General features: G+C 59.7%; 25 protein-coding genes and 2 pseudogenes. 20 read left to right on the top strand and 7 right to left on the bottom strand.

The genetic code is table 11. From position 1 onward, the window contains the following. Nucleotides 1-337: 337 nt before the first annotated feature. Together OLZ32_RS21250 and OLZ32_RS21255 are read left to right on the top strand one after the other, a co-directional pair. On the top strand, nt 338-784 hold the full coding sequence (locus OLZ32_RS21250; protein WP_264396580.1) for a helix-turn-helix domain-containing protein: 447 nt from the start codon (nt 338-340) through the stop codon (nt 782-784). Next, on the top strand, nt 774-1,352 hold the full coding sequence (locus tag OLZ32_RS21255) for a PIN domain-containing protein (protein ID WP_264396581.1): 579 nt from the start codon (nt 774-776) through the stop codon (nt 1,350-1,352). Before OLZ32_RS21250 ends, OLZ32_RS21255 begins: the two co-directional genes overlap by 11 nt. 59 nt (nt 1,353-1,411) lie before the next feature. Here OLZ32_RS21255 and scpB read toward each other — a convergent pair whose 3' ends face one another. Beyond that, nucleotides 1,412-2,098, bottom strand: coding sequence for an SMC-Scp complex subunit ScpB (scpB, locus tag OLZ32_RS21260; protein ID WP_264396582.1), 687 nt, complete (start codon nt 2,096-2,098; stop codon nt 1,412-1,414). 2 nt (nt 2,099-2,100) lie between these two features. Then, nucleotides 2,101-3,054 carry a DUF1403 family protein gene (locus OLZ32_RS21265; RefSeq protein WP_264396583.1) on the bottom strand — a complete coding sequence of 318 codons (954 nt, stop codon included), beginning with the start codon at nt 3,052-3,054 and terminating at the stop codon, nt 2,101-2,103. Nucleotides 3,055-3,221: 167 nt separating this feature from the next. Here OLZ32_RS21265 and OLZ32_RS21270 point away from each other — a divergent pair, with 167 nt between their 5' ends. From OLZ32_RS21270 to OLZ32_RS21290, 5 genes and pseudogenes are all read left to right on the top strand, one after another. Next, nucleotides 3,222-3,479, top strand: coding sequence for a type II toxin-antitoxin system VapB family antitoxin (locus tag OLZ32_RS21270; RefSeq protein ID WP_264396584.1), 258 nt, complete (start codon nt 3,222-3,224; stop codon nt 3,477-3,479). Continuing rightward, complete coding sequence (locus tag OLZ32_RS21275; protein WP_264396585.1) at nt 3,479-3,865, top strand: type II toxin-antitoxin system VapC family toxin; 387 nt, start codon at nt 3,479-3,481, stop codon at nt 3,863-3,865. The genes OLZ32_RS21270 and OLZ32_RS21275 overlap by 1 nt, the downstream gene beginning before the upstream one ends. 2 nt (nt 3,866-3,867) lie before the next feature. Beyond that, on the top strand, nt 3,868-4,926 hold the full coding sequence (locus tag OLZ32_RS21280) for a tyrosine-type recombinase/integrase (protein WP_373694589.1): 1,059 nt from the start codon (nt 3,868-3,870) through the stop codon (nt 4,924-4,926). A gap of 164 nt (nt 4,927-5,090) precedes the next feature. Further along, nucleotides 5,091-5,530 (top strand): annotated as a pseudogene (locus tag OLZ32_RS21285) (VOC family protein). 216 nt (nt 5,531-5,746) lie between these two features. Then, nucleotides 5,747-6,169, top strand: a pseudogene (locus OLZ32_RS21290) (integrase); the annotation flags it as partial. Nucleotides 6,170-6,441: 272 nt separating this feature from the next. Here the strand turns inward: OLZ32_RS21290 and repC are convergent. From repC to repA, 3 genes are all read right to left on the bottom strand, one after another. Next, nucleotides 6,442-7,680 carry a plasmid replication protein RepC gene (gene repC, locus OLZ32_RS21295; RefSeq protein WP_264396586.1) on the bottom strand — a complete coding sequence of 413 codons (1,239 nt, stop codon included), beginning with the start codon at nt 7,678-7,680 and terminating at the stop codon, nt 6,442-6,444. A 173-nt stretch (nt 7,681-7,853) separates the two neighbouring features. Further along, nucleotides 7,854-8,834: a plasmid partitioning protein RepB gene (repB, locus tag OLZ32_RS21300; RefSeq protein WP_264396587.1), complete on the bottom strand. Its 981-nt coding sequence runs from the start codon at nt 8,832-8,834 to the stop codon at nt 7,854-7,856. A 75-nt stretch (nt 8,835-8,909) separates the two neighbouring features. Further along, complete coding sequence (gene repA / locus OLZ32_RS21305) at nt 8,910-10,100, bottom strand: plasmid partitioning protein RepA (protein ID WP_264396588.1); 1,191 nt, start codon at nt 10,098-10,100, stop codon at nt 8,910-8,912. Between the two features lie 389 nt (nt 10,101-10,489). On the opposite strand from repA, the gene traI reads away from it, so the two are divergent. From traI to OLZ32_RS21370, 13 genes are all read left to right on the top strand, one after another. Further along, entirely contained in the window at nt 10,490-11,116 is a 627-nt protein-coding gene (gene traI / locus OLZ32_RS21310; protein ID WP_264396589.1) for an acyl-homoserine-lactone synthase, read from the top strand. An 11-nt stretch (nt 11,117-11,127) separates the two neighbouring features. After that, the gene (gene trbB, locus OLZ32_RS21315; protein ID WP_264396590.1) at nt 11,128-12,105 is read left to right on the top strand and encodes a P-type conjugative transfer ATPase TrbB; all 978 of its coding nucleotides are present in this window, start codon (nt 11,128-11,130) and stop codon (nt 12,103-12,105) included. Then, on the top strand, nt 12,095-12,478 hold the full coding sequence (locus OLZ32_RS21320; protein WP_168279984.1) for a TrbC/VirB2 family protein: 384 nt from the start codon (nt 12,095-12,097) through the stop codon (nt 12,476-12,478). The genes trbB and OLZ32_RS21320 overlap by 11 nt, the downstream gene beginning before the upstream one ends. Beyond that, on the top strand, nt 12,471-12,770 hold the full coding sequence (locus OLZ32_RS21325) for a conjugal transfer protein TrbD (RefSeq protein WP_264396591.1): 300 nt from the start codon (nt 12,471-12,473) through the stop codon (nt 12,768-12,770). The genes OLZ32_RS21320 and OLZ32_RS21325 overlap by 8 nt, the downstream gene beginning before the upstream one ends. Before the next feature lie 10 nt (nt 12,771-12,780). Next, nucleotides 12,781-15,237: a conjugal transfer protein TrbE gene (locus OLZ32_RS21330; protein WP_264396592.1), complete on the top strand. Its 2,457-nt coding sequence runs from the start codon at nt 12,781-12,783 to the stop codon at nt 15,235-15,237. Beyond that, nucleotides 15,209-16,012, top strand: coding sequence for a P-type conjugative transfer protein TrbJ (gene trbJ, locus OLZ32_RS21335; protein ID WP_264396593.1), 804 nt, complete (start codon nt 15,209-15,211; stop codon nt 16,010-16,012). The genes OLZ32_RS21330 and trbJ overlap by 29 nt, the downstream gene beginning before the upstream one ends. Further along, nucleotides 16,006-16,209, top strand: a complete 204-nt coding sequence (trbK, locus tag OLZ32_RS21340) for an entry exclusion protein TrbK (RefSeq protein WP_373694654.1) — start codon at nt 16,006-16,008, stop codon at nt 16,207-16,209. Before trbJ ends, trbK begins: the two co-directional genes overlap by 7 nt. Next, nucleotides 16,203-17,378, top strand: coding sequence for a P-type conjugative transfer protein TrbL (trbL, locus tag OLZ32_RS21345; protein ID WP_264396595.1), 1,176 nt, complete (start codon nt 16,203-16,205; stop codon nt 17,376-17,378). Before trbK ends, trbL begins: the two co-directional genes overlap by 7 nt. A 24-nt stretch (nt 17,379-17,402) precedes the next feature. Next, complete coding sequence (locus tag OLZ32_RS21350; protein WP_264396596.1) at nt 17,403-18,065, top strand: conjugal transfer protein TrbF; 663 nt, start codon at nt 17,403-17,405, stop codon at nt 18,063-18,065. Nucleotides 18,066-18,082: 17 nt separating this feature from the next. After that, the gene (trbG, locus tag OLZ32_RS21355) at nt 18,083-18,895 is read left to right on the top strand and encodes a P-type conjugative transfer protein TrbG (protein WP_264396597.1); all 813 of its coding nucleotides are present in this window, start codon (nt 18,083-18,085) and stop codon (nt 18,893-18,895) included. 2 nt (nt 18,896-18,897) lie between these two features. Beyond that, a complete protein-coding gene (trbH, locus tag OLZ32_RS21360) occupies nt 18,898-19,335 on the top strand; it encodes a conjugal transfer protein TrbH (RefSeq protein ID WP_264396598.1) in 438 nt (145 codons plus the stop codon). 11 nt (nt 19,336-19,346) lie between these two features. Further along, nucleotides 19,347-20,687 (top strand): IncP-type conjugal transfer protein TrbI, encoded by a 1,341-nt coding sequence (gene trbI, locus OLZ32_RS21365; RefSeq protein WP_264396599.1) that lies wholly within the window; start codon nt 19,347-19,349, stop codon nt 20,685-20,687. Nucleotides 20,688-20,812: 125 nt separating this feature from the next. Continuing rightward, a complete protein-coding gene (locus tag OLZ32_RS21370) occupies nt 20,813-21,970 on the top strand; it encodes a tyrosine-type recombinase/integrase (RefSeq protein ID WP_264396600.1) in 1,158 nt (385 codons plus the stop codon). Nucleotides 21,971-22,175: 205 nt separating this feature from the next. Here the strand turns inward: OLZ32_RS21370 and OLZ32_RS21375 are convergent, their stop codons facing one another. Beyond that, nucleotides 22,176-22,982 carry a DUF3800 domain-containing protein gene (locus OLZ32_RS21375; protein WP_264396601.1) on the bottom strand — a complete coding sequence of 269 codons (807 nt, stop codon included), beginning with the start codon at nt 22,980-22,982 and terminating at the stop codon, nt 22,176-22,178. Between the two features lie 63 nt (nt 22,983-23,045). Then, nucleotides 23,046-23,309 (bottom strand): hypothetical protein, encoded by a 264-nt coding sequence (locus tag OLZ32_RS21380; protein WP_264396602.1) that lies wholly within the window; start codon nt 23,307-23,309, stop codon nt 23,046-23,048.

A 23,309-nucleotide genomic window follows, 5' to 3' on the forward strand; every position in this document is an offset into this window, starting at 1 on the left:
ATGGTATGGTGCCGAGTTGGGGTTATAACCATCGATAAGTATCGCTTATTGGAGTTGATGGTGACAAGATCACCTTTTCTTTTATATTGTACAAATCAATTGAACCTTCTCCATCAATGACGGCGCCACTTAGCATTTAGTGCAGGAGCAATACAGACGTTGCTTCAGGATAAGGCCGCTCTCCCGGCGCATCCTTAAACAGTTTGGGAAGCCGCCTGGCTTCGATGCGGCGTTGGCGATCTGGCAGCCTGCATCGCCACCGCGTCCGGGCTGCACGCTTTCAGTTATTGCAGTTACCGGCCATCCGCACTATATTTGCGATCAAGGAGACATCGCCATGGCCAGCCAAATCGTTCATTTCGCCGGATTGTCGGATCGCGACCGCAAAACCGCGTCGCCCTTGCCGAAGTTGGCTGCAGGCGACAGGCTGGAACTTCATGTTCGCCATGAAGGCGGGCGGGAACAGACGCTCTCGATACCGCCCTCGGCCGCCGCGGCGGTTGAAGCTCTTCTGGCGCACATGCTGCGCGGCGAGCGTGTTGCCGTCCTGGCCGAAGACCAGGAACTGAGCCCGACCGAGGTGTCTGCCATTCTCGGCATCTCTCGTCCTCTCGTCGTCCTGCGCATGGACCGGGGCGATCTGCCGTTTCGTTATGTGGGAAAACATCGCCGCGCCTTGATGAAGGACGTGCTTGCGCTGAAATCCAGGCTCGACGCCCGGCAGACCGCGATGGACGCGCTTGCCGAAGATACCGAGGACTTGTTCCAGACCCATGGCCTCTAACCCGCCCTTCGCGGTCTATGATGCCTGCGTCCTCTATCCCTTTCATCTGCGCAACGTCCTGATCCAGTGCGCCTTCGACGGTCTCGTCGAGGCGCGCTGGACCGATGACATCCACGACGAGTGGATGCGCAATCTCGCCGCCAACACGCCTGCCTTACCAATAGAGCGTCTGATTGCAACGCGTGACCGGATGAAGGCCGTCCTGCCGGAGGCGGACGTGGCGAACTATCGCTCGTTGATCGCGGACCTCGAACTACCTGACCCCGACGATCGGCACGTACTCGCAGCCGCCATCGCTGGAAAAGCCTCCGTCATCGTCACCTGGAATCTCAAGGATTTCCCAACGCGAGACCTCCGCCCCTACGGCGTGACCAGCCAGTCGCCGGATGATTTTTTGGCTGATCTCCATTCGGCGTTTCCCAACGCGCTGATCTCCAGTGTTAGACGTGCGCGCCATAATCTGCGCAAGACAACGCCATCTGTCGAAGCGTTCGTAGACACGCTCGAGCAAAGCGGGCTGAAGAATTTTTCGGGCGTACTTCGCCGCAAGATCGCCGGACTGAGGTGACGGACGAAGTCCAACAGAATACCGCGACGGAGACATCGTGCACACGGCCGACAGCAAACTTATTCTTCGTCGCTCTCCGTCTCGGCCGAAAGCTGCTCATTTTGAACGACCTGCCGGCTGAGCAGGCCCGCATCCTCGAGCGCCTCAATGTTGGGCAGGTCACGTAGCGTCTCCATGCCGAAGGCGGAAAGGAAATGCTTGGTCGTCACATAGGTATAGGGCGCACCAGGTGTCGGGCTTCGCGGCCCTGAGCCGAGGAAACCGGCGCCGCGCAGACTGGCAATCGTGTCGCGGCTCACTTCCTTGCCGAATATTTTTGACAATTCACCACGGGTGACCGGCTGAAAATATCCCACCGCCACCAGTACCATCGCCTCGAACTCCGACAATGCCGGGGCGCCTCCCCGTGTCGGCGTCGTTGAGGCGCGGATTGTTTCGGCAAAACGAACACGGGTGCGGTGTTGCCAGCCGCCGGCGACCGAGACCAGCTCATAGGGCCGGCCTCGTAATTCCTCAATAAGATCGGCGATCAGCAGATCGATGCTGCAGTCCTTGCCGACGACCCTCGCCAGCGTTTCGCGGCTGACCGGCTCGGCCGAGGCAAAGATCACCGCCTCGACCCGCAGTATCCATTCCCGCCAGCGCAGCTCCGGCGGCAAGTCCTCGAGCTCACGATCGTACAGAACCTCTTGCTTTCGCTCCTTCACCTGGCGCCGGTTGGTCTTGGCTGCGCTCGCTCCCGCCATCGTCACAACCCAAAGATCCGGAAGGAGGAGCGACCGGATAGCTCGCGCACGGCCTCGAAACGTTCGAGACGCTCGAACAATCGAGTGGCGGCCCAGCGCGACAGGGCACTGCCCGGCGCGGACGCCGGTACCGCGTCTTCTGTCAGCAATCTGCAGATCACCGGTTCGGCGCCCTTGGTCCGAAGCTTCGGCAAAATGGACAGCAGCCGCTGAGCCCTCCGATCGATCTCTGTGGCGGACCGCAGCGCCGCGTCGACGCCGTCGACCAGCGCCAGAGATATCGCTTTTGGATACCCCGGTTCGCCCGCGCGGACACGCCCCCTGCCCCCAATCGTCCGAAACGCAGCGCCAAAACGTTCAGGCAGCAGCAGCGGCACGGGTTTTTGCCAGTTCAGTTTTCGGGCGAGCACGGCGTCGGCCACGCCGAGCGCCAACACTTCGGCGTCCGGGCGAACGGCAGAGATCGCCGTTATCAGGTCCGCCACCGCGAAGGGTGCTGCTCGTCCGGACTGATTTGTAGAATCGACCATGTCGGGGATCGAGGCAAGGCAGTCGTCCCATTTGATCCCCAGCTGTTCGGCAAGCTCTTTAAGAAACGGTGTCGTGAGTGTCCCGGATCGGCGCGCCAGCATTCGTGTCGCCAAAAACAGCTTCCCGACCGGGCCGGGATCGTCGCCCACAGCCGTCAGCAAAACCGCGTCGCGGATCGCGCTTTCTTCCTCCGTACGGCCGAGCATCCTGGCGGCGACGACGGCGGATTTCAGGGCAAGGCGATCACGCCAGCAGCCCAACCATGGCGGGTCGGCGCGGACAAGATCGTCCAGCGATTTCAGGGCGATACCAGCGGCGAAGGCGGCGTCGGACTCGCTCTGCCCACTCGCGCGCAAAAACGCCCAGCTTGGCAGGCGGGACGACCAGATCGAGGGAGGCTCTGTAGCGAGCGGGCGCGAATCCATGCCGTGGAGCATAGATCACACGCGCAGTTTACGCCAGTTATATCGCCACAAACCGCACGGCCTGTCGTGACCTAATATTGCCTGATAAGATTGCCTTATCGCTCGTTTTGACAAAGACAGAAAATTATGGTAGAAAGCCGAGAAAAGGTAGAATAACGGAGCCTCTCGTGTCTCTCAACATCAAAAACCCGGCCACCGTTGCGCTGGTCGAAGAGCTCGCGCGGCGCCGGGGAATTAGCAAAACGGCCGCTATCCACGAGGCTTTGACCGAGCGTCTGCACCGTCTGGGTCACGGAGGTGCCGCTCAGGACCGACTTCTGGCGGAAATGCGTGCCATCCGCGAACGGGTGGCAAGTTTGCCGGAACTCGACAGCCGTAGCGATGATGAGATCATCGGCTACGACGAGCATGGCATTCCCAACTGATGGTGATCGACACGTCTGCCATCGTGGCAATCCTCCGCAACGAGCCTGAGGCGGTCAGGCTTGAAAAGGCGCTGGTTGCCGACCCGATCCGCCTCATCCCGGCGACCTGCGTGCTCGAAGCACGCATGGTGCTGGTCAGCCGGCGCGGCGAACACGCGCTGGCCGAGATCGATCTCTGGCTCCGTAAGATCGCCGCGGACACAATTCCGGTCGACGCTGACCTCGTCGATCTCGCGACGCACGCCTGGCTCACCTACGGCAAGGGCCGCCATCCGGCGGCCTTGAATTTTGCCGATTGCTTTTCCTACGCCCTGGCAAAACGTGCGGACGAACCGCTGCTGTTTATCGGTAATGATTTTGCCCAGACCGACATCGAGGCGGCGTAACGATGACCGATGACCCTGGTGCCGACGACGATCTCCCGAATATGCTCCCCGCCCCTCCGCCGGCGCCCGGTCTGCCGGCCCATCTGCAGGAGCTGACCGATCGCGCCTGCACTTACGTCGAGGCGGCGAGCTCCGCGAATACCCGCAAGGCCTACGGATCCGATTGGAAGCATTTTGCCGCTTGGTGCCGACGCCAGAACCTGTCCCCCCTCGCCCCAGCCCCGCACATCGTCGGTCTCTACATCACCGCCTGCGCGTCAGGAGCCGCTGAGCGTGGCATGAAGCCCAACAGCGTCTCGACCATCGAACGGCGTCTGGCGGCAATCGGCTGGAACTGCACACAACGCGGCACGCCACTCGATCGCAAGGATCGCGCCATCGCCACAGTGATGGCCGGAATTCGCAACAAACACGCCGCCCCGCCCCGCCAAAAGGAAGCGATCCTGCCGGAAGACCTGATTGCCATGCTGGAGACGCTCGACCGCGGGACCCTGCGCGGCATCCGCGACCGGGCGATGCTGCTCATCGGCTTTGCCGGCGGCCTTCGTCGCTCGGAAATCACCGGCCTCGACCTCGGCCGGGACCAGACCGAGGACGGCCGCGGCTGGATCGAGATCCTCGATAACGGGCTGCTCGTGACACTGCGCGGCAAGACAGGCTGGCGCGAGGTCGAAGTCGGCCGCGGTTCCTCCGATGCCACTTGCCCGGTGGCTGCAGCGGAAACCTGGATCAAGTTTGCCAGGATCGCCAAAGGTCCCCTCTTCCGTCGTGTTCGCGGCCAGGGCAAGGATGTCGGGCCCGACCGTCTCAACGACCAGGAGGTGGCGCGGCTGGTCAAGAAGACGGTGCTTGCCGCCCGCATTCGCGGCGATCTTCCAGAGATGGAGCGGGGCCTGAAGTTTTCTGGCCATTCGCTGCGCGCCGGTCTTGCTTCGTCGGCCGAAGTCGACGAGCGCCATGTGCAGAAGCAGCTCGGCCACGCGTCGGCCGAGATGACCCGCCGTTACCAGCGCCGCCGCGACCGGTTCCGCGTCAACTTGACGAAAGCGGCCGGACTATAGGTTCCCCCTGCCCTGCCATGGCCCTTTTACAGATCGTTTGAACACGGCGTCGCGGTTTGAGGCGGTCCATACTTCTGATGTGGACAGCAGCGAATCGCGCCCGGAAGGCTGTCGGTCTTGGGGCGCCTCAAACGTCCTTTGTTAGACGAGCGACGCCTCGTAGATTGCAACGACACTTTTGGAGATTGGACAATGTAGGCATCGTCGTCGACAACCTCGCAGCGGCGATTGATTTCTTTGGCGAACTCGGCCTCGAGCTCGAAGGACGAGCCATGATCGAAGGAGAATGGGCCGGACGTATCACTGGACTGGGCGATCAGCGTGTTGATTGCCATGATGCGCGCACCTGATGGCCACAGCCGGCTTGAGCTCTCCCGCTTCCTCACCTGAGGTCGTCGCAGATCACCGCAACGCTCCAGTCAACGCGCGCGGCTATCTCCGCGTCATGTTCACCGTGGATGACATCGACGAGACGCTTGAGAGGCTCCGCGCGCGCGGCGCGCAGCTCGTCGGCGAAGTCGTTCAGTATGGAGACACATATCGGCTCTGCTACATCCGCAGGCCCGAAGGGCTTCTCCTCGGACTCGCCCAGGAACTCAGCTGAGCATAATACGACGACAAATGGCGAAGAGTGACTCGCGGAACGGTCCGATAAAAAGTGCTGAAGCACCTTGCCCGCAACGGCCCCGATCAGAAAGGACTCTTATATCTTTGAACCGTGTCGGGACCGCTCTGCGATACTCGAAAGATCGACTTTCTTGCCCGGACATCTGCGACGATCGTCAACGTGCCACCCAGAGATTCGACATACTCGCGACTCGAGACTGATCTCGAGCACGGCATGCCGGCCGAAGTCGACCAGGCCTTGAGAGCCGATGGCTTTCTCAGATCAACCGGGCCGCACGCGCCGGACACGGTGCGCCGGCGACCGGCGACATGGTCAACGCTGACGAAGTGGCGCGGCCTCGAGGGGGCCTTCGCCTCCCCTCCCCTCAAATCAGCGATCCGGCTGGCCGTCTGCGCCGTGCCACGGCAACGCCGCCGCAGGAGCGCCAAGGCGGTCACCGGTGACGTGCTGGCCAAACTGCTGGCGACCTGTGGCGGCCACAGCCTGCGCGACGTTCGCGACCGGGCCGTCCTGATGGTCGCGTTTGCCTCCGGCGGCCGCCGGCGCAGCTTGGCGCGTTCCATCAGATTGCCGCGGCTGCGCGCAGACGAAGTCCCCCGAGGCCCCTGCTTGCCTGTTGCCTTCGAGGGGCGTCACCTTGTACTGGCACCCGGTGCGGCTCCTTGCCTCTCTTCAGGAGGACTATGCGCAACGCAGCACGTGGCCCGCTTTTCGGGCAACTTCTCCTCAATATCCATGCTCAAACCACCCAACTATCTGTTTTGCAACAACAAACAGGCAAAAAAAACGGCTGACAAGTGGCTGGGTGCGGTCCGCGCAATTCTGGGAGAACTTACCAGAGACCGAATCCCCTGCAATGACAAAAATGCCTACTCTCGCCATCGTCTTCAGACCACTCGAAGCGCTCCCTCGCCGTTTGCCTTCAAAAGCGCAATCAGCATCGGGCCGAGCGAAAACTCGCCGCGCTCCGATCGTCTCGTCAAATCCCGCAGGTATCCGCCAGGAGAGTTGATGAAATTCGATCTTTCGAGGATACATGCCATTGCAACGGCTGCATTCTCAGGTCCCATGGCTTCGCAGGCCTCCTGATAGGCCGATGGACTGACCCCGAGCATCGAGCGAACGACCACGGCGGCTGCCATCAGCTCGCGCCAGTGCGAAACGCCGCCGCTTGGCCCGTAGTCAATGATCTGGGGGCAGGCTCGAAGCACCATGCCCAGTGGGAAGGACTTGATCGGTTCGGCCTTAACCTTCGGCGGCGGCGAGCGCATCATCTGCGGCTCTGACTCCGGCTTTTCGCCCTGCTCTTTTTCGGAGCTAGGTTCAAGATCATAGATGGATTCGGGTTTTGAATTCTGTATGTGGCATCCATTTTGAATACCATTGCCACCCGTTTTTTCAGTTTTTACCTGAATTTCCAGAAGGTTGAGGATTTCTTCGCGCAGCAGCTCCATTTCATCGAGCGTCGCTTCGACCTGTGCGCGAGAAGGATAACGCGGTAGACGCCCAAGAATGCTTACATACATGACTTCCGCGGCAGGCCAGTCACCCGAGGCTCCCTCCTCCATAGCTGCTGTAATCAGCTTGCGAACGTCTCGCCGGCAAATGGTCAGCGCTTCCTTCGCGCGGCGAAAGTGCGTGCGTTCGGCTGCGACGTCCTGCGCAAGAGCTGCGATCTCTGCGACGCGCGCCACCAGCGGCGCAAGGTCGAAGCCGTAAGCCTGTTCGATCTCACCGTCCCGATCGCGATGGACGTAACGCTTTCCGTTCGGGCTGTCGCGCCGGTGGATGAGGCCCGCCTCTACGAGCGCCGCCAGGTGTCGCCGCAGTGTGGTTCCGGTGATCCCATGCGCGCGCACAGATAGTTGCGCATTTGAAGGAAAAACGACCAGCCCCTGCTCCGCGTCGAGCTCGGTCGAAGGATAGAAGGTCAACAGCGCATCAAGAATCGTAAGCGCTCTGTCCTGGAGTCCTAACCGTTCGCGCGCCTCACAGACGTCCCGAAACACCTTCCACTTTTCCACGCGTGCTGTGGGTTTTGATTGCGCGACCTCCATCTGGCCTTTCACCAAAGCAAGCGTCATCGGTCGCCGCCCAAAAGGCGTCGATACATAGGCTGTGTGCATTTCCCTCTCACCTTTCTTCAGGCAAAAGACATCCGCCCACCAAATCGGTGCCAAAGACTCTTGACTGTGATTCCGGGAAATGCGATTCTCGATCTTGCTAAGGATAACGAGAGAGGCTTCCACGGTTTACCGTTTGGGGGCCTTTTTCTTTTGCGGGCTGATCTCCGTTGCGTTTAGGTTTTGGACTTTCTGTATTCCTCGTACAGACGATCCATCCGGCTCGAAAGCCAATCGCTGAAGGGCTTTGCTTCCATATTCGAAAGCTCGATCGCCACCTTCTTTGACTTTGCGTTCATTGTGAAACTCAGCGAACTATCGCTCGACGTCCACTCCTTCGCGGACGTAGAGCTCTTCGGCTTCTTGGCCGCTGATTTGTTCTTGTACCGCGTGAGATATCCGTGGAGGTCGTCAAACCTCGACTCTTCCTCGAGCCCGAGAAACTCGGCAGTTTCCGCGTATTCCGTGGCGACCTTGCGCAGGGCAGGGGCAAGCAAAAGCTGGCGTAAGCTCAACCACTTGTCGCGCCCGATCTTCTTGGATGCGCCGAGCGCCTTGATCACAGGGGGAGGGACGATCTCGATCACTCCAAGCATCTTGGAGAGCATAGCCTCATCAATCGCCAGCGACGATCTGACGACATCCTTCGTCATTCCGGACGCCAGAAGGTTCTGAGCAAAATAGGCCCGCTCGATGAACGAGAGATTCGAGCGAGCGGAGTTTTCCTGTCCTTGCGCTATCGCAGAGGTAATGTCGTCCAGTTTCTTGACGACCGCCTTGATCGGAATTCCGAGTTCCTGGGCTACCTTCAAACGGCGATGACCAAAGACAACCATGTAGCGCTGGCTGTCGTTTGTGCTGGGCCGCACGAGAATTGGCGTCAACTGTCCTGATTCTCTGATCGCCTGCTTGAGCTCCTGGTATTCCTCATCATCATCGGAAAGACGGTCGGCGAGGAACGAAACATCGAGCGACCGCGGATCCAATTCCACAATCACTTCGCCGTCCATCAGCTTCTTTGTGTTCTCCGCTAGGTCCTCGATCGACCGAACGACGGTCTTTGCAGCACCAGTCATTCCGTAGCCGGGTTTTGTAGGCGCCTTATCTGCCGATATCGAAGCCAGGTCCAGCTTTGCGAATGGATTTTCACGCGACATCGCCAACCTCCCTCAAATGCGACAAGGGTCTGTAATTACGATTTAAACTGAGGAAAAAAACGGCTGACAAACTAGTCATTTCCGTCCCCAGGCATTGTGGATCAGTTCCAAGATTTCGCCATTGGCGGCATTTAGACTTTCCATCGCACGGTCATAGGTTGATCGGACAAAACTGCCACGCTCGACTTCGTAGAGCGTTTGCTTCTTGATCGAAGCGTCTGAAATGGCCGTCGACTTGAGCACATGGTTTTTAAGCATCTGCTGAGCAAACATAGACTGCATGAAACCGACCATCTGCGCCTGCGGGATGTCCGTCGGCTCGAAGCGAGTAACGAGATAGCGGAACCATTGAACACGCATCTCGGCGCCGGCCTCTGCAACCGGGCCCATGATGCCGCCCAACATCATCAGGAATTGGCTCATCGACATGATGTCCAGCATCTGGGGATGGATAGTGATCAGAATGCCTGTCGAGGCCATCAGTGCCGTGATGGTCAGGTAGCCCAGTTGTGGCGGGCAATCGATGACGACCACGTCGTACCTGTCGTCTACCTGCTTCAGTGCGTTGACAATGCGCATGTAAAACAACCGGCCGTCCTCTCCCTTTTTGGAGGAGATTGCCAGGGGCACATCATACTCATATTCCTGAAGAACCAGATTTGCAGGGACCACGTCCAGGCCAGGAATATTGGTTGGCTGAATAACTTCCGCGATCGACTTCCGCTCGTTATCAAAACGAAGCGCCTCGTACAGGGAGGCCGTATCATCGAGTTCAGGCTGGATTCCGAACAGGGACGTAAGCGATGCCTGGGGGTCTAGGTCGACCGCCAGTACGCGATGGCCGGTGAGGGCGAGATATTGTGCGAGGTGCGCGGCCGTCGTTGTCTTTCCGCTTCCCCCCTTGAAGTTCACGACGGATAGGACCTGCATCGGCTCGCCTTCCCGACGCCTGGGAACGTAGTATCTCTTTTCAGATTTTTTGTTGGCCTCAAGGTAGTCTCGAAGCTCCAACATCTGGTCGGCCGTATAGTAGCGCCGTCCACTGACCGACTCGATCTCGGGCCCCTTGCCCTCCGAATGAATTTGTCGAAGATGGCTCTGAGTGACGCCGATGAAGTCTGCGACTTCTCCTAGCTGGAACTTGCGCAATCCCTTGCGGGCATCGGGAGGATACTGTTGACTGCGAAGCATATGCAAAGCGCTTGAAATCTTCGCTCCTTGCTGTGCAATCTCGACATCAAAGCGGTTGGGCTGCGGATGGCTCATTTTGCAAATTATTTCCGAGGTAAGAACAATTTCGAAAAAATGGCCCCATAGCCACGATTTCCGCAACTATCTCCCGATTCTAACGACGCCGCAAGGGATTTAAAGTTAATAAAGGGTTAACGCGGAGACGGTCAATAATGCGACTTCATTCACCTCTTCCTTTGTTTCCAACAAGTTACAATGAGCACAAGGATCCGAGTTCAGGCTTTGTTTTACTGTGAATCCTACAAGGGGCAGGACAGGCTGAACGCCAGAATCGCATGCAAAATGGTTCACCGGAAACCCAGGCGGACCGCGACTCACTCTTCAGGCCTTGTAAGATCCTACAACTACCGCTCGATTCCGATCTGTGCTGATTTCCCCGCCGACCAAAGACGACGGAGAGATTCATGCAGGTTCTCGCGATCACCAAACCGCGAAATATCCACGAAGCCCGACTTCTCGATCAGCATTTTCAGCTACGTGCGCGCATTTTTGCCAATCGCCTGGGCTGGGACGTCAACGTCGTGGACGGCCGAGAGTCGGACCCCTTTGACGCTCTCGATCCGACCTGCATCGTCGCGCTATCCAATAGTGGCGACGTGACCGGTTGCGCGAGGCTGCTGCCGGCGCTTGGCCCGACAATGCTGACGGGCGTCTTTCCATCCCTCCTTCCGGATGGTCGGCTGAATGCGCACCTCGCCATGATCGAGAGCTCCCGCTTCTGCGTCGATACGCGATTGGAGGAGGGCAGGGGAGCGGGCTCGGTGCACGAGGCGACGCTTTCCATGTTTGCGGGAATCATTGAGTGGTGCCTGGTCAACGGCATCACCGAGATCGTCACGGCCACAGACCTCCGTTTCGAACGTATTCTGGGTCGTGTTGGCTGGCCGCTGCAGCGGCTCGCCGAACCCAAGAAGATTGGCGTGACCATGGCCGTGGCGGGCACCCTGGCGGCCAACCCGAGGATTTTCCAGAAGCTCCATCCCGCCAGCTACCGTTCTCAATTTGCCGGCCGTCTGGGCCAGGCAGCCTAAAGGAGAAAGCCGTGAACCAGCTTCGCTCTCACCCTCGACTTGTCCGCAAACTCCAGGAGGCGCTCGGCGATCAGTTGTGTGTCGCGCTGGACGACTCGACTGTGGTTGAGATCATGCTCAATCCGGATGGAAAATTGTTCATCGAACGGCTCGGCCACGGTTTGGTGGCGGCCGGTGAGATGTCGGCGGCCAGCGCGGAAGTGGTCATCGGCACCGTGGCGCATGCGCTCCAATGCGAGGTCGATACCGAGCAGCCGATCATTTCCGGCGAACTGCCGATCGGTGGTCACCGCTTCGAGGGTCTGTTGCCGCCCGTCGTTTCCCGGCCGGCGTTCACCATTCGCCGTCGTGCCTCTCGCCTGATCCCCCTCGAGGACTATGTGCGCTCCGGGGTCATGACTGAACAGCAGGCTTCGACCATCCGCAGCGCGATTTCGGCTCGGCTCAACATCATCATTTCCGGAGGAACCGGTTCCGGCAAGACGACGCTCGCCAATGCGGTCATCAACGAAATCGTCAAGTCGGCGCCGGACGACCGCCTCGTCATCCTTGAAGACACCGCCGAAATTCAATGCGCAGCCGAGAATGCCGTTCTTCTCCATACGAGCGATACAATCGATATGACGCGACTGCTGAAGAGCACGATGCGCCTGCGCCCCGACAGGATTGTGGTCGGCGAAGTCCGCGACGGTGCGGCACTGACGCTACTCAAGGCATGGAACACCGGCCATCCGGGCGGGGTGGGCACGATCCACTCCAATACGGCGATGTCGGCGCTTCGTCGTCTCGAGCAACTGACTGCCGAAGCAAGCCAGCAGCCGATGCACGAGGTGATCGGAGAGGCCGTCGACCTGGTCATCTCGATCGAGCGGACGCCGCGCGGCCGGCTTGTTCGCGACATCATCCAAGTCGAGCGGTTCATCAACGGACAGTACGAGATCGAATCCGATCAGCTCACCGAAGAACAGGAGGCACGCCATGTCGCGTAAGCATGCCCTCATCGCCGCCGCGCTCTGGGCGGCACCCATCATTCTTGCCTCGGTCGCGCCGGCGCTGGCCAGCTCCGGCGGTAGTCTTCCATGGGAAGGGCCGCTGCAGCAGATCCAGGAGTCGATCACCGGCCCGGTCGCGGGTGCGATCGCGCTTGCAGCCGTGGCCATTGCCGGCGGCATGCTCATCTTCGGCGGCGAGCTCAACGATTTCGCGCGGCGACTTGTGTACGTCGTTCTTGTCGCCGGCATCCTGCTCGGCGCCACCAACATCGTCGGCCTTTTCGGTGCGACCGGCGCTTCGATCGGGCTGACCGACGAGCAGATCACGTCAATTGGCTCGAACGGAGGAGGGGAGGGAGATCATGGCTGAGTCCCTGTCCGGCCTGCGGCGTAACCGCATCCATCGCGCGCTCTCCCGCCCGAACCTACTCATGGGCGCCGACCGGGAGCTGGTCCTGATCACCGGTCTTGCAGCCGTGATCCTGATCTTCGTCGTCCTCACGATCTATTCGGCGCTTTTCGGTGTCGCCGTGTGGATCGTAATCGTCGGGCTTCTCCGGATGATGGCGAAGTCCGACCCGCATATACGGCAGGTCTACATCAGGCACATATCCTACAAGCCCTACTACAAGGCGACCACTTCGCCGTGGCGTCGGTATTGAGGAGGCGGTCATGGTAGCTCTCAAACGCTTCCGAGCCGCAGGCCCATCTTTCGCTGATCTCGTTCCCTACGCCGGCCTCGTCGACAATGGTGTCCTCCTGTTGAAAGACGGAAGCCTGATGGCCGGCTGGTACTTCGCTGGCCCGGACTCCGAAAGCGCGACCGACCTCGAGCGCAACGAGCTGTCGAGGCAGATTAATGCCGTTCTGTCGCGGCTCGGAAGCGGGTGGATGATCCAGGTCGAAGCCATCCGCATTCCGACAGTCGACTATCCATCGGAGGATCGTTGCCATTTCCCCGACCCGGTGACCCGCGCGATCGACGCCGAGCGGCGGGCGCATTTCGCGCGCGAGCAGGGGCATTTCGAGAGCAAGCATGCGCTGATCCTGACGTACCGGCCCCTCGAGTCCAAAAAGACCGCTCTCAGCAAATACATCTATTCGGATGAGGAAAGCCGGAAGAAGTCTTACGCGGACACGGTGCTCTTCGTGTTCAAGAACGCAGTGCGCGAGCTTGAGCAGTATTTTGCCAACACACTTTCGATCCGGCGAATGGAAACCCGCGAAACGGTCGAAAGGGGAGGGGAGCGAATTTCCCGATACGACGAGTTGCTGCAGTTCGCTCGGTTCTGCACGACCGGGGAAAGCCATCCAATCCGGCTCCCCGACGTTCCCATGTATCTCGACTGGATCGCCACCGCGGAGCTTGAGCACGGACTGACGCCAAAGGTCGAAAGCCGTTTCCTCGGCGTCGTCGCGATCGACGGTCTGCCGGCCGAGAGCTGGCCCGGTATTCTCAACAGCCTAGACCTGATGCCGCTGACCTATCGATGGTCATCGCGCTTCATTTTCCTTGATGCCGAGGAGGCCCGGCAAAAGCTCGAACGCACGCGCAAGAAATGGCAGCAGAAGGTCCGGCCGTTCTTCGACCAGATATTCCAGACACAAAGTCGATCCGTCGACCAGGACGCGATGACCATGGTGGTCGAGACCGAGGATGCCATCGCGCAGGCCTCGTCGCAGCTGGTTGCCTATGGCTATTACACACCGGTCGTCGTGCTGTTCGACAGCGATCGCGAAGCACTGCAGGAAAAGGCCGAAGCGATCCGGCGGCTGATCCAGGCGGAAGGTTTCGGCGCGCGCATCGAAACGCTGAACGCCACCGATGCCTATCTCGGCAGCTTGCCGGGTAATTGGTATTGCAACATCCGTGAGCCGCTGATCAACACCAGCAATCTCGCCGACCTCATCCCCCTGAATTCGGTTTGGTCAGGCAACCCAGCGGCGCCATGCCCTTTCTACCCGCCGAATTCACCGCCCTTGATGCAGGTTGCGAGCGGATCGACGGCGTTCCGTCTGAACCTGCACGTGGATGATGTCGGCCACACACTGATCTTCGGTCCGACCGGTTCGGGCAAGTCGACGCTTCTCGCTCTTATCGCCGCGCAGTTTCGCCGGTACGAAAATGCGCAGATCTTCGCCTTTGACAAAGGCAGTTCACTTCTGCCCCTGACGCTTGCAGCCGGTGGCGATCACTATGAGATCGGCGGCGACCATGCGGAAGAGGGGCGGGCTCTGGCCTTCTGCCCGCTCTCCGATCTCAAAAGTGACGCCGACCGGGCTTGGGCGACAGAGTGGATCGAGATGTTGGTCGGTCTGCAGGGCGTGACGATCACCCCCGACCATCGCAACGCTGTCTCTCGCCAGGTCGGACTGATGGCGAGCGCCTCTGGTCGGTCGCTCTCGGATTTCGTCAGCGGCGTGCAACTGCGCGAGATCAAGGACGCACTGCATCACTACACCGTCGATGGCCCGATGGGCCAACTCCTCGATGCGGAGGAGGACGGCCTCACACTCGGCGCCTTCCAGACTTTCGAGATCGAGCAGCTGATGAATATGGGCGAGCGCAATCTCGTGCCAGTGCTGACCTACCTGTTCCGCCGGATCGAAAAGCGTTTGGATGGGTCGCCGAGCTTGATCGTCCTCGACGAGGCGTGGCTGATGCTCGGCCACCCTGTATTCCGCGACAAGATCCGCGAATGGCTCAAGGTGCTGCGCAAGGCGAATTGCGCCGTCGTTCTTGCGACCCAATCGATCTCGGATGCCGAGCGGTCGGGGATTGTCGACGTGCTGAAGGAATCCTGCCCCACCAAGATTTGCCTTCCGAATGGCGCCGCTCGAGAGCCGGGAACGCGGGAATTTTATGAGCGGCTGGGGTTCAACGAACGGCAGATCGAGATCGTCTCAAGCTCTATTCCAAAGCGCGAATATTATGTCGCCACGCCGGAAGGCCGGCGGCTCTTCGACATGTCGCTTGGGCCAGTCGCACTGAGCTTTGTCGGCGCATCCGGCAAGGAGGACCTCAAGCGCATCCGCGCATTGAAATCCGAATATGGCGACGACTGGCCGATCCACTGGCTTGAAACGAGAGGAGTTCACGATGCCACATCGCTACTCAAGTACGAATAGATGGTTTGCTTGCCTTGCGTCCGCGACGCTCACGATCGGAGCCGCGGGCTCAGTGCATGCCGGTACAGCCACCGGCGCCGCGACGGAATGGACGCAGCTCGCCAACAATGCGCAGCTCGTGGATCTCATGAAAAGCTCCGGCATCCAGGTCGACAATCAGTTGACCCAGATCAGCCAGCTTGCAGAGCAGATCCAGAACCAGCTGAAGATCTACGAGAACATGCTGCAAAACACGGCGCAGCTTCCTGATCATATCTGGGGGCAGGTCGAAAGCGACCTCAACCAGCTGCGCAGTGTCGTCGACCAGGGACAGGGCATCGCCTTTTCGATGGGGAACGCCGACGATGTTCTTCAGCAGCGGTTTCAGAGTTATGCCGATCTCAAGACGAATTTGCCGGACAACGCGACGTTCTCGTCGACCTATCAGTCCTGGTCGAACACTAACCGCGACACCATCGCCAGTTCGCTGAAAGCGGCGAGCCTCACCGCCGACCAGTTCGACAGCGAGGAAGATACGATGTCCTCGCTGCGGTCGATGTCCGAAACAACTGACGGGCAGATGAAGGCTCTGCAGGTCGGACACGAGATCGCAGCGCAACAGGTCGCACAAATGCAGAAGCTTCGCGGTCTGGTCTCCCAACAGATGACGATGATGGGAACCTGGCTTCAGACGGAACAGACCGACAAGGACCTGGCGCAGGCGCGGCGGGAAAAGTTCTTCAACGCCGAGATCAAGAGCGTTCCGGAAGGCCAGAAAATGGAACCGCGATGGTGAGCCGCCCTGTCCTGATTGCCTTGCTGTTGGCTGTCGCCGCTGCATCGTCTGCAACGACAGTGCTGATCGTCAATTCCAGCGACGGCGGAAAACCTGCGCTCACCGATGAGCAGCGCGCCGTCCGGGAAAAATTCTTCGGCTCCGACAAGGAGCTACCGCCGATCAAGGAAGGTCGGGAGATGCGCCCGAGATGGTGAAGGTGACTGTTGCGCGTTCTTTGCTGATTACAGGTCTCTTTTTCCTCGCCTATGCTGTTCCGGCATTCGCGCAGGAGGGACAGGTCCTCACAGAACTGGAAAACCAGGTCTCGTCCGCTGCGAAGGGGTGGGAGACCACCATCATGGAGGCGGCGAAATCCCTATTCTGGATTCTCGCAACGATCGAGATCGGCATTGCAGCCGTCTGGCTGGCGATCCAGTCAGCCTCGCTGGACAGCTGGTTCGCCGAACTGGTTCGGCGGATCATGTTCATCGGGTTCTTCGCATTCGTTCTGACCCAAGGTCCGACCTTTGCGCGAGCCGTGGTCGACAGCCTTTTCCAGATTGGCGCCGGCGGTGGTTCAGCTTCTCCCGCAGAAGTGTTCGATGCCGGCATCCGCGTCGCCTCACAAATGTCGCAGCAGGCGCAGTTCGGGGTGTTCGAAGACAATGCGCTCGCGATTGCCGCCGTTCTTGCCATGGGCATCGTTGTCATTTGCTTCTCGCTTGTCGCGGCGATTTTCGTGTCGGTCATGGTCGAAATGTATGTCGGCTTGCTCGCCGGCATGATCATGCTCGGGCTGGGTGGTTCGTCCTTCACGAAAGACTTTGCCATTCGATACCTAGTTTATGCCTTCGGCGTCGGCATGAAGCTCATGGCCTTGGTGATGATCGCCAAGATTGGATCGCAGGTCCTCTTGGGTCTGGCCAATGCGCCGACCGCATCCTCCGACCAGTTTGTCACCACCTTGGCCATCGCCGGTATTTCCGTCGTGGTCTTCATCATTGCCATGTACGTGCCGAACATCATCCAGGGCGTTGTCCAGGGCGCATCGGTTTCTGGAGGAATGGAAGCGATCCGCCACGGCGGGCAAGCGGCGTCTTTTGCCGCCGGGGCTGGCTTCCTCGCCGCCGGCGCCGCGCGAGCGGGTTTTACGGCCGGTCAGTCCGCACGAGCAGCCGGCTCGTCACTCGCTGGTGCCGCCCTTCGAGGCTTTGGCGCGGGGATCGGATCCGCCGGGAGTGCTGCGGGCTCTGCCGCGAAGGACAAGGCGATCGGCTCTCCCGGCGCCTATGCCGGATCGATCCTCGGGCTCGCCAATGCCAAGCTCGACGAGGCCCACAGCGGTCATAGCGGGCCAAAGCCACCTCCCGAACATAAAGCCTAGCAACAACCAGAAAGTAATGGATCGATGGCAGCGAATGGCGCCCCCGAAAACCCCTATCTTGCCGCACGCCAGGAATGGACGGAACGATATGGATCCTATGTGCAGGCGGCCGCGGCCTGGCGCATTGTCGGCATACTGGGCCTGACCATGGCCGTGATCGGCTTCGGCTATGCGATGTATCTCAGCACCCAGGTCAAGCTCGTGCCCTACATCGTCGAAGTCGACAAGCTTGGAACCGCCGTGACATCCGGCTTCCCTCAACAGATCGAATATGCCGATGTGCGCGTGGTGCGCGCAACGCTCGGCAATTTCGTCACCAGCTTCCGCTCGATCACGCCCGACGCGGTGGTGCAGAAACAATATATCGATCGAACCTATGCGCTTCTTCGGACGTCCGATCCGTCGACGGAAAAGATCAACACCTGGTTTCGGACCAATTCACCTTTCGAGAAGGCGAAGTCTTCGACGGTCGCCATCGAGGTCAACAACATCGTGGCACTCTCGAACCAGACCTATCAAATCGATTGGACGGAATACGAGCGGGACCGGAAGGGCAAGGAAACCGGTACGCGCCGGTTCCGCGGCATCGCGACGGTCGCGCTGACCGCGCCACAGGATGAGGCGATCATCCGCCTTAACCCGATCGGTCTTTATGTCCGGGATTTTGACTGGACAGCACAGCTTTAGGGGCAGGGGATTTCTCAATGCAAAAAACAGGATTGATCGCGGCCGTCGGCTGCATGGCGGGACTCGCCTTCATGTCCAGCGCGCAAGCGCAAAGCTTGACGCCGAATGAGGTGAAGGGCACGAATATCTCCAGGATGTGGCGAGGCACGCCTGGACTGGTCACCACCGGACCGGACGGAAAGGTGATCTTTCTGTTCGGCGAGACCCAACCGTCTGTGGTCTGCTCGCCGCTGCAAGTCTGCGACATCGAACTCCAAGGTGGCGAGATTGTTCGCGACGTCCTTGTCGGCGACACCGTGCGCTGGAAGGTCGAGCCCGCGACCTCGGGCGCCACAGGCGGACAGGCCATCCATCTGATCGTCAAACCGTCGGAGCCCGGCCTCGTCACCTCGATGGTGGTCACCACCTCACGGCGAACCTATCACATTCAGCTCCGGTCTCATCCCAGCCAGTATATGGCGCGCGTCGGTTTCGAATATCCCGAGGATACGTCGACCAAGCTCGCCGATATCAACGCACGGCTCGAGACCGGCGGCGTTCCCGGCATGGCCCCGGACAAGCTTAACTTCTCCTACTCAATCAGCGGCGGCGCTTCATGGAAGCCGAAACGGGTCTATTCGGATGGAGTGAAGACTTACATCCAGTTCCCGAAGTCGATCTCCGGCCAGGACGCGCCGGTCCTGTTCGTCGTGTCCGGTGGTCAGAATCGCATCGTCAACTACCGCATGAGGAACGACATGATGACCGTCGACTATGCGATCGACAAGGCGATCCTTGTGTCCGGCGTCGGCTGGCGGCAGCAGAAGATCACCATCCGGCGGGGAGGCTGACCATGCGCGGGCTACTCGTCTGTATCATCATCGCTTCGCTCCTATCCGGCTGCCAAACGCCCGAGGATGGATTGTCCACCAGTTCCTCCCCCGTCGCCATCACCGGTGCCGTCGCAAGTGCCATTGCCGGCGACATGGCAAGCCGCCTCGCCGAACAGATCGGTCCGGTGGCCACGACGACCATCAAGATGGACAAAGACTCGTCGGACTTTGCGACCGCGCTCGAGGCAGCGTTGAAGGGCTGGGGCTATGCGGTCATCACCGACGGCAAAGTCGGCAAGGATGTGAAGCCGGTCGAGCTCGCTTATTCGATCGATGGCGTCGATGGTCAGGTGCTTGCACGGCTTTCGACGCCTTCCATAGCCCTTGGCCGGGCCTATACCTCAACGGCAGCGGGTGCTGTGCCGGTAAGCCCGCTCTCCATCATGCAGCGCAACTGAAGGAGACTGATATGGTGCAATCTCTTCAGCTTGGCGCCTCCAATCAGGGCGGCGATCAGACAGGCATGCGTCGTCTCAATCGGCTGCCGATCATCGTCGCCGCCGTCATCATCGCGCTGTTCGTCGGCGTCGTCGTGATTGGTCTGTCGTGGCGAGGGCTCCCATTTAACCGCAACAACGATATCGACAATGCGTCGAATACGACGGCGACGAACTACGGGGACCAGCTCAAGCGCGGCGTCACGGATGGCATAATCGGCGAGCCCGTCGAACGTCAGACGTTTCAGCCGACGCCCACGGTTGAACAGAAGATCGAGAAAGAGACGACTGTTGCCGACCGCCGGCCGACGGAGCGGGACGAGCGGCGCCAGCGGTTGGAACCAGAGGAGGAATGGAAGGCCCGGCTGAAGCGTGAGCAGGACGAGCAATATATCCGCGAGGCCCAGCGGCAACGCATGGCCCGGCTGCAGGCTAGGGCAACGGCCTACGAGTCACCGTTGAAGGTCGATATCTCCGACGTCGAGAAAGACGCGAAGAACTCCATCAATGCGGGTCAAAATACCACGGCAACGGCAACCAATGCCTCAGATCTATACGCCGCCGCCATGAAATCCGGTCTGACGGGGCAGAACGTCGACCAAAACGGCCAGACCTCGAAGGAGGATTTCTTCAATCAGGATATCAAGGACCTTGGCTATCTTCCAAACCGGGTCGTGCCACAGATGTCGGCCTACGAGCTGAAGCGTGGCTCGGTCATTCCGGCCACCTTGATCACCGGCCTCAACTCCGACCTGCCGGGGCGGATCACCGCGCAAGTCAGCCAGAATGTCTATGACAGCGCCACGGGGTATCGCCTCCTAATCCCACAGGGGGCTAAACTCTTCGGTCGTTACGATTCCAAGGTCTCGTTTGGCCAAGAGCGCGTGCTAGTCGTCTGGACCGACCTCATTTTCCCGAACGGATCGACCCTGCAGATCGGCGGCATGGCCGGCACGGACGCGGAAGGATACGGCGGCTTCAAGGAGAAGGTCGATCGCCATCTCTGGCGCACATGGAGTTCGGCAGCCCTCGTCGCGCTGATCGGAACCGGCATTGATATGTCGATGCCGCAAAGCTCGACGCTGGCGACACAGGAAACTGCATCAGATGCGGCCCGCCGCAACTTCGCGGAATCATTCGGCCGCGTCGCTGAGCAGACCATCGCGAAGAACCTGAATGTACAACCGACGATCGAAATCCGGCCGGGCTACAAGTTCAATGTGCTCGTCGACCAGGACATCATTTTTTCCGTCGACCTATCGCGAAAAATAGGCGCAGGATTCATTAGTCCAAGCGGACGCTCGGCCTTTTAATCAGTAGGTCTCGGGTTCGAACCCCGACGCTCTCACCAACAATTTCAATGGCTTGCGGCCTTGAAGTTGGCGGAAGATCAGCTAAAATGCCCTCACACACTTCTCGCACAGTTTTGAGGGCTGAAATGGACTCCCACAAAGTGCTCGGTGACAAGGTCCGCGTCTATCGCCGACCCAACAGCTCCGTCTGGCAGTGCGCCACCTATATCGATGGGAAGGAGTGGCGGGTCAGCACCAAGACTGACAGCCTCTCCCAGGCGAAAGAGGTTGCGGAAGACTGGTATTTCGAGCTCAAGGGGAAAAGCCGGGCGGGCCAGCTTAAGCAGGAAAGAACCTTTGCTGATGCGGCCAAGCAGTTCGTTCGCGAATATGAGCCACTCACCAATGGCGAGCGTAATCCGCGCTACGTGAAGGACCATGAGGCGCGCCTGGACAACCATTTGCTGCCCTACTTCGGCAACATCGGCCTTAGCGCGCTGACGGCGGGCAAGGTGCAGGAATACCGGGTCATGCGGCTCCAGCCGCATCCGACGACCGGCAAGGTGCCGACACGCAGCACCCTGCATCATGAAACAGTGACACTCCGGCAGGTCACGAAAACCGCCCTGCGGCACGGCTGGATCAGCCATCTGCCCGACTTTTCCGCCCCGTATCGCGCCTCCAGCAAAATCAGCCACCGCGCATGGTTCTCGCCCGAAGAGTACAAGCGGCTCTATACCTATACCCGTGGACGGGTGGCCTCGGTTATCGGCGAAAGCTACGAACATGCCGTGGCACAGCTACACGACTACGTCCTCTTCATGGCCAATACAGGCCTACGGCCGGACGAGGCCAACCGGTTAGAATATCGGGACGTGACCTTCGAAGAGGATGCGGAGGGTGGCGAACGGATCCTTTTGATCGAGGTGCGAGGCAAACGTGGCGTCGGCTACTGCAAAAGCACCACGGGCGCGGTGCATCCCTTTGAGCGGCTGGTGAAGCGCAACAATCCCAAGCCGACCGATCTCGTCTTCCCCCAGGATCACAAGAAGCAGTTCAACCGGGCGCTGGCGGCCTGTGATCTGAAATTCGACCGTGAGGGCAACAGGCGCTCGGCCTATAGCCTCCGGCACACCTACATCTGCCTGCGGCTGTTGGAAGGCGCTGATATCTATCAGATCGCCAAGAACTGCCGCACCAGCGTCGAGATGATCGAGAAGCACTATGCCGTGCATCTGAAGAACACCCTCGATGCCAAGGCGATTAATGTGCGGCGGCGGACGAGGGCTGCTATAGCTGATTAGGGCGTAGGGACCTGCAGCGTGAATGTCAGCCAGCATTCTCGTCATGAGCAATCCCAGTTGCGCTAGAGAGTGGAGGCGCAAAGCGGTGGTTTTGCAAAAGAACTTGTAAAACAGTTCTACGTGTACTAGATTTTAATTAGAGCAACGCTCCGGGGTCAGCGCTAGGCGCTGGCCGAAACGAATTAAGGTCCGAAAGGACCTTTTTTCATTTGAAGCAGCTGTATTTGATGCCTAGGTTCGGCCGGTCCTCCAAGGGGAGGTGCGCATCGATAAGCTTACCTGCCTTCATCAAATCGACATAGGGCTTGTAGCTCGGGTCATAGCCGCCCTTTGCCATAGGGTACAGCATTAGGTCTGCGACCTGCAGCATTGACGCCTCCTTGGTCCGGCGCTTGGGCTCCCCCATGACAATCCGCCGAAATTCCTCCGGGGGGAGAGACCCGTAAGCGGCAGCACCCTCGCCGGCGAACGGCATGCCTCCGGCCTTCAGCGCTCTGGCGTAGGCAATCAGATCGCGATCTTCGTGTTTGCCACTCTCCTCGAAAAAGACGCGTAGGGTGCGGCCCTGGCTGTCGGCGAACTTCGCCGCGCGCTCGATGAGGATCGAGTACGCCGTCTTGCACATAAGCCAAAGCCGTTCATTGTACTTCTCGCGATAGCGCAGGACATATCCCGGCCGGTCGATGACGGCCGCAATCCCGACCACCGGCAATGACAGAATGAAGGCATCCAGCTCTGGGAAAAAGATGCGCGCCTTTTCGGGGTTCTTCAGCCATCCGAAGTCCCCGCGCCCACCCCGGATCTTGTGCGAGTGAAGCGGGTAGGTGATGCCGTGCTCCGCGCAGAACGCGACGTGCCGCGCCTTCAGCTCGTGAAGGTCTTCCTGCTTGATCAGGAAGCCGCCTAGGCCGAAGCAGTCCATGCTGTCCTTGCGTTGCTCGGGAAGTTCATGATCGGGATCCCGGCTGCCGGTATCGTCGAGGAAGAGGTGGTATTCGGGATGTGAGGTCATTGCGGGCAGTCTAGCCGGCATCTCGTTGTTTGTCATTGATTTGCAGGGCGCCGAGCAAGCACGTCACTCGCGAAGGGCGGCTTTCAATAAGGGCAGGTATTTCTGAACCTGTTTACGGTCACTGTCTTTTTCTTTATCGGAGAGGAGGGCGAACGGGGTTTCGATCTGCTTTTCCCACCGAGCAACAAGCTCTGCTGGGATAAGCAGGGACCCGTCGGACTGCTTTTGACTTTTGTCATGGACATATCGCTGCCAATGAGCCCAGCGGTCATGTTCGATCGCTGCCAGCTCATCAAGCAAGCCGTCCAAGATCTCGTCGGCGGCCAC

This window comes from Rhizobium acaciae (assembly GCF_025941625.1).
Taxonomy (GTDB): domain Bacteria; phylum Pseudomonadota; class Alphaproteobacteria; order Rhizobiales; family Rhizobiaceae; genus Rhizobium; species Rhizobium acaciae.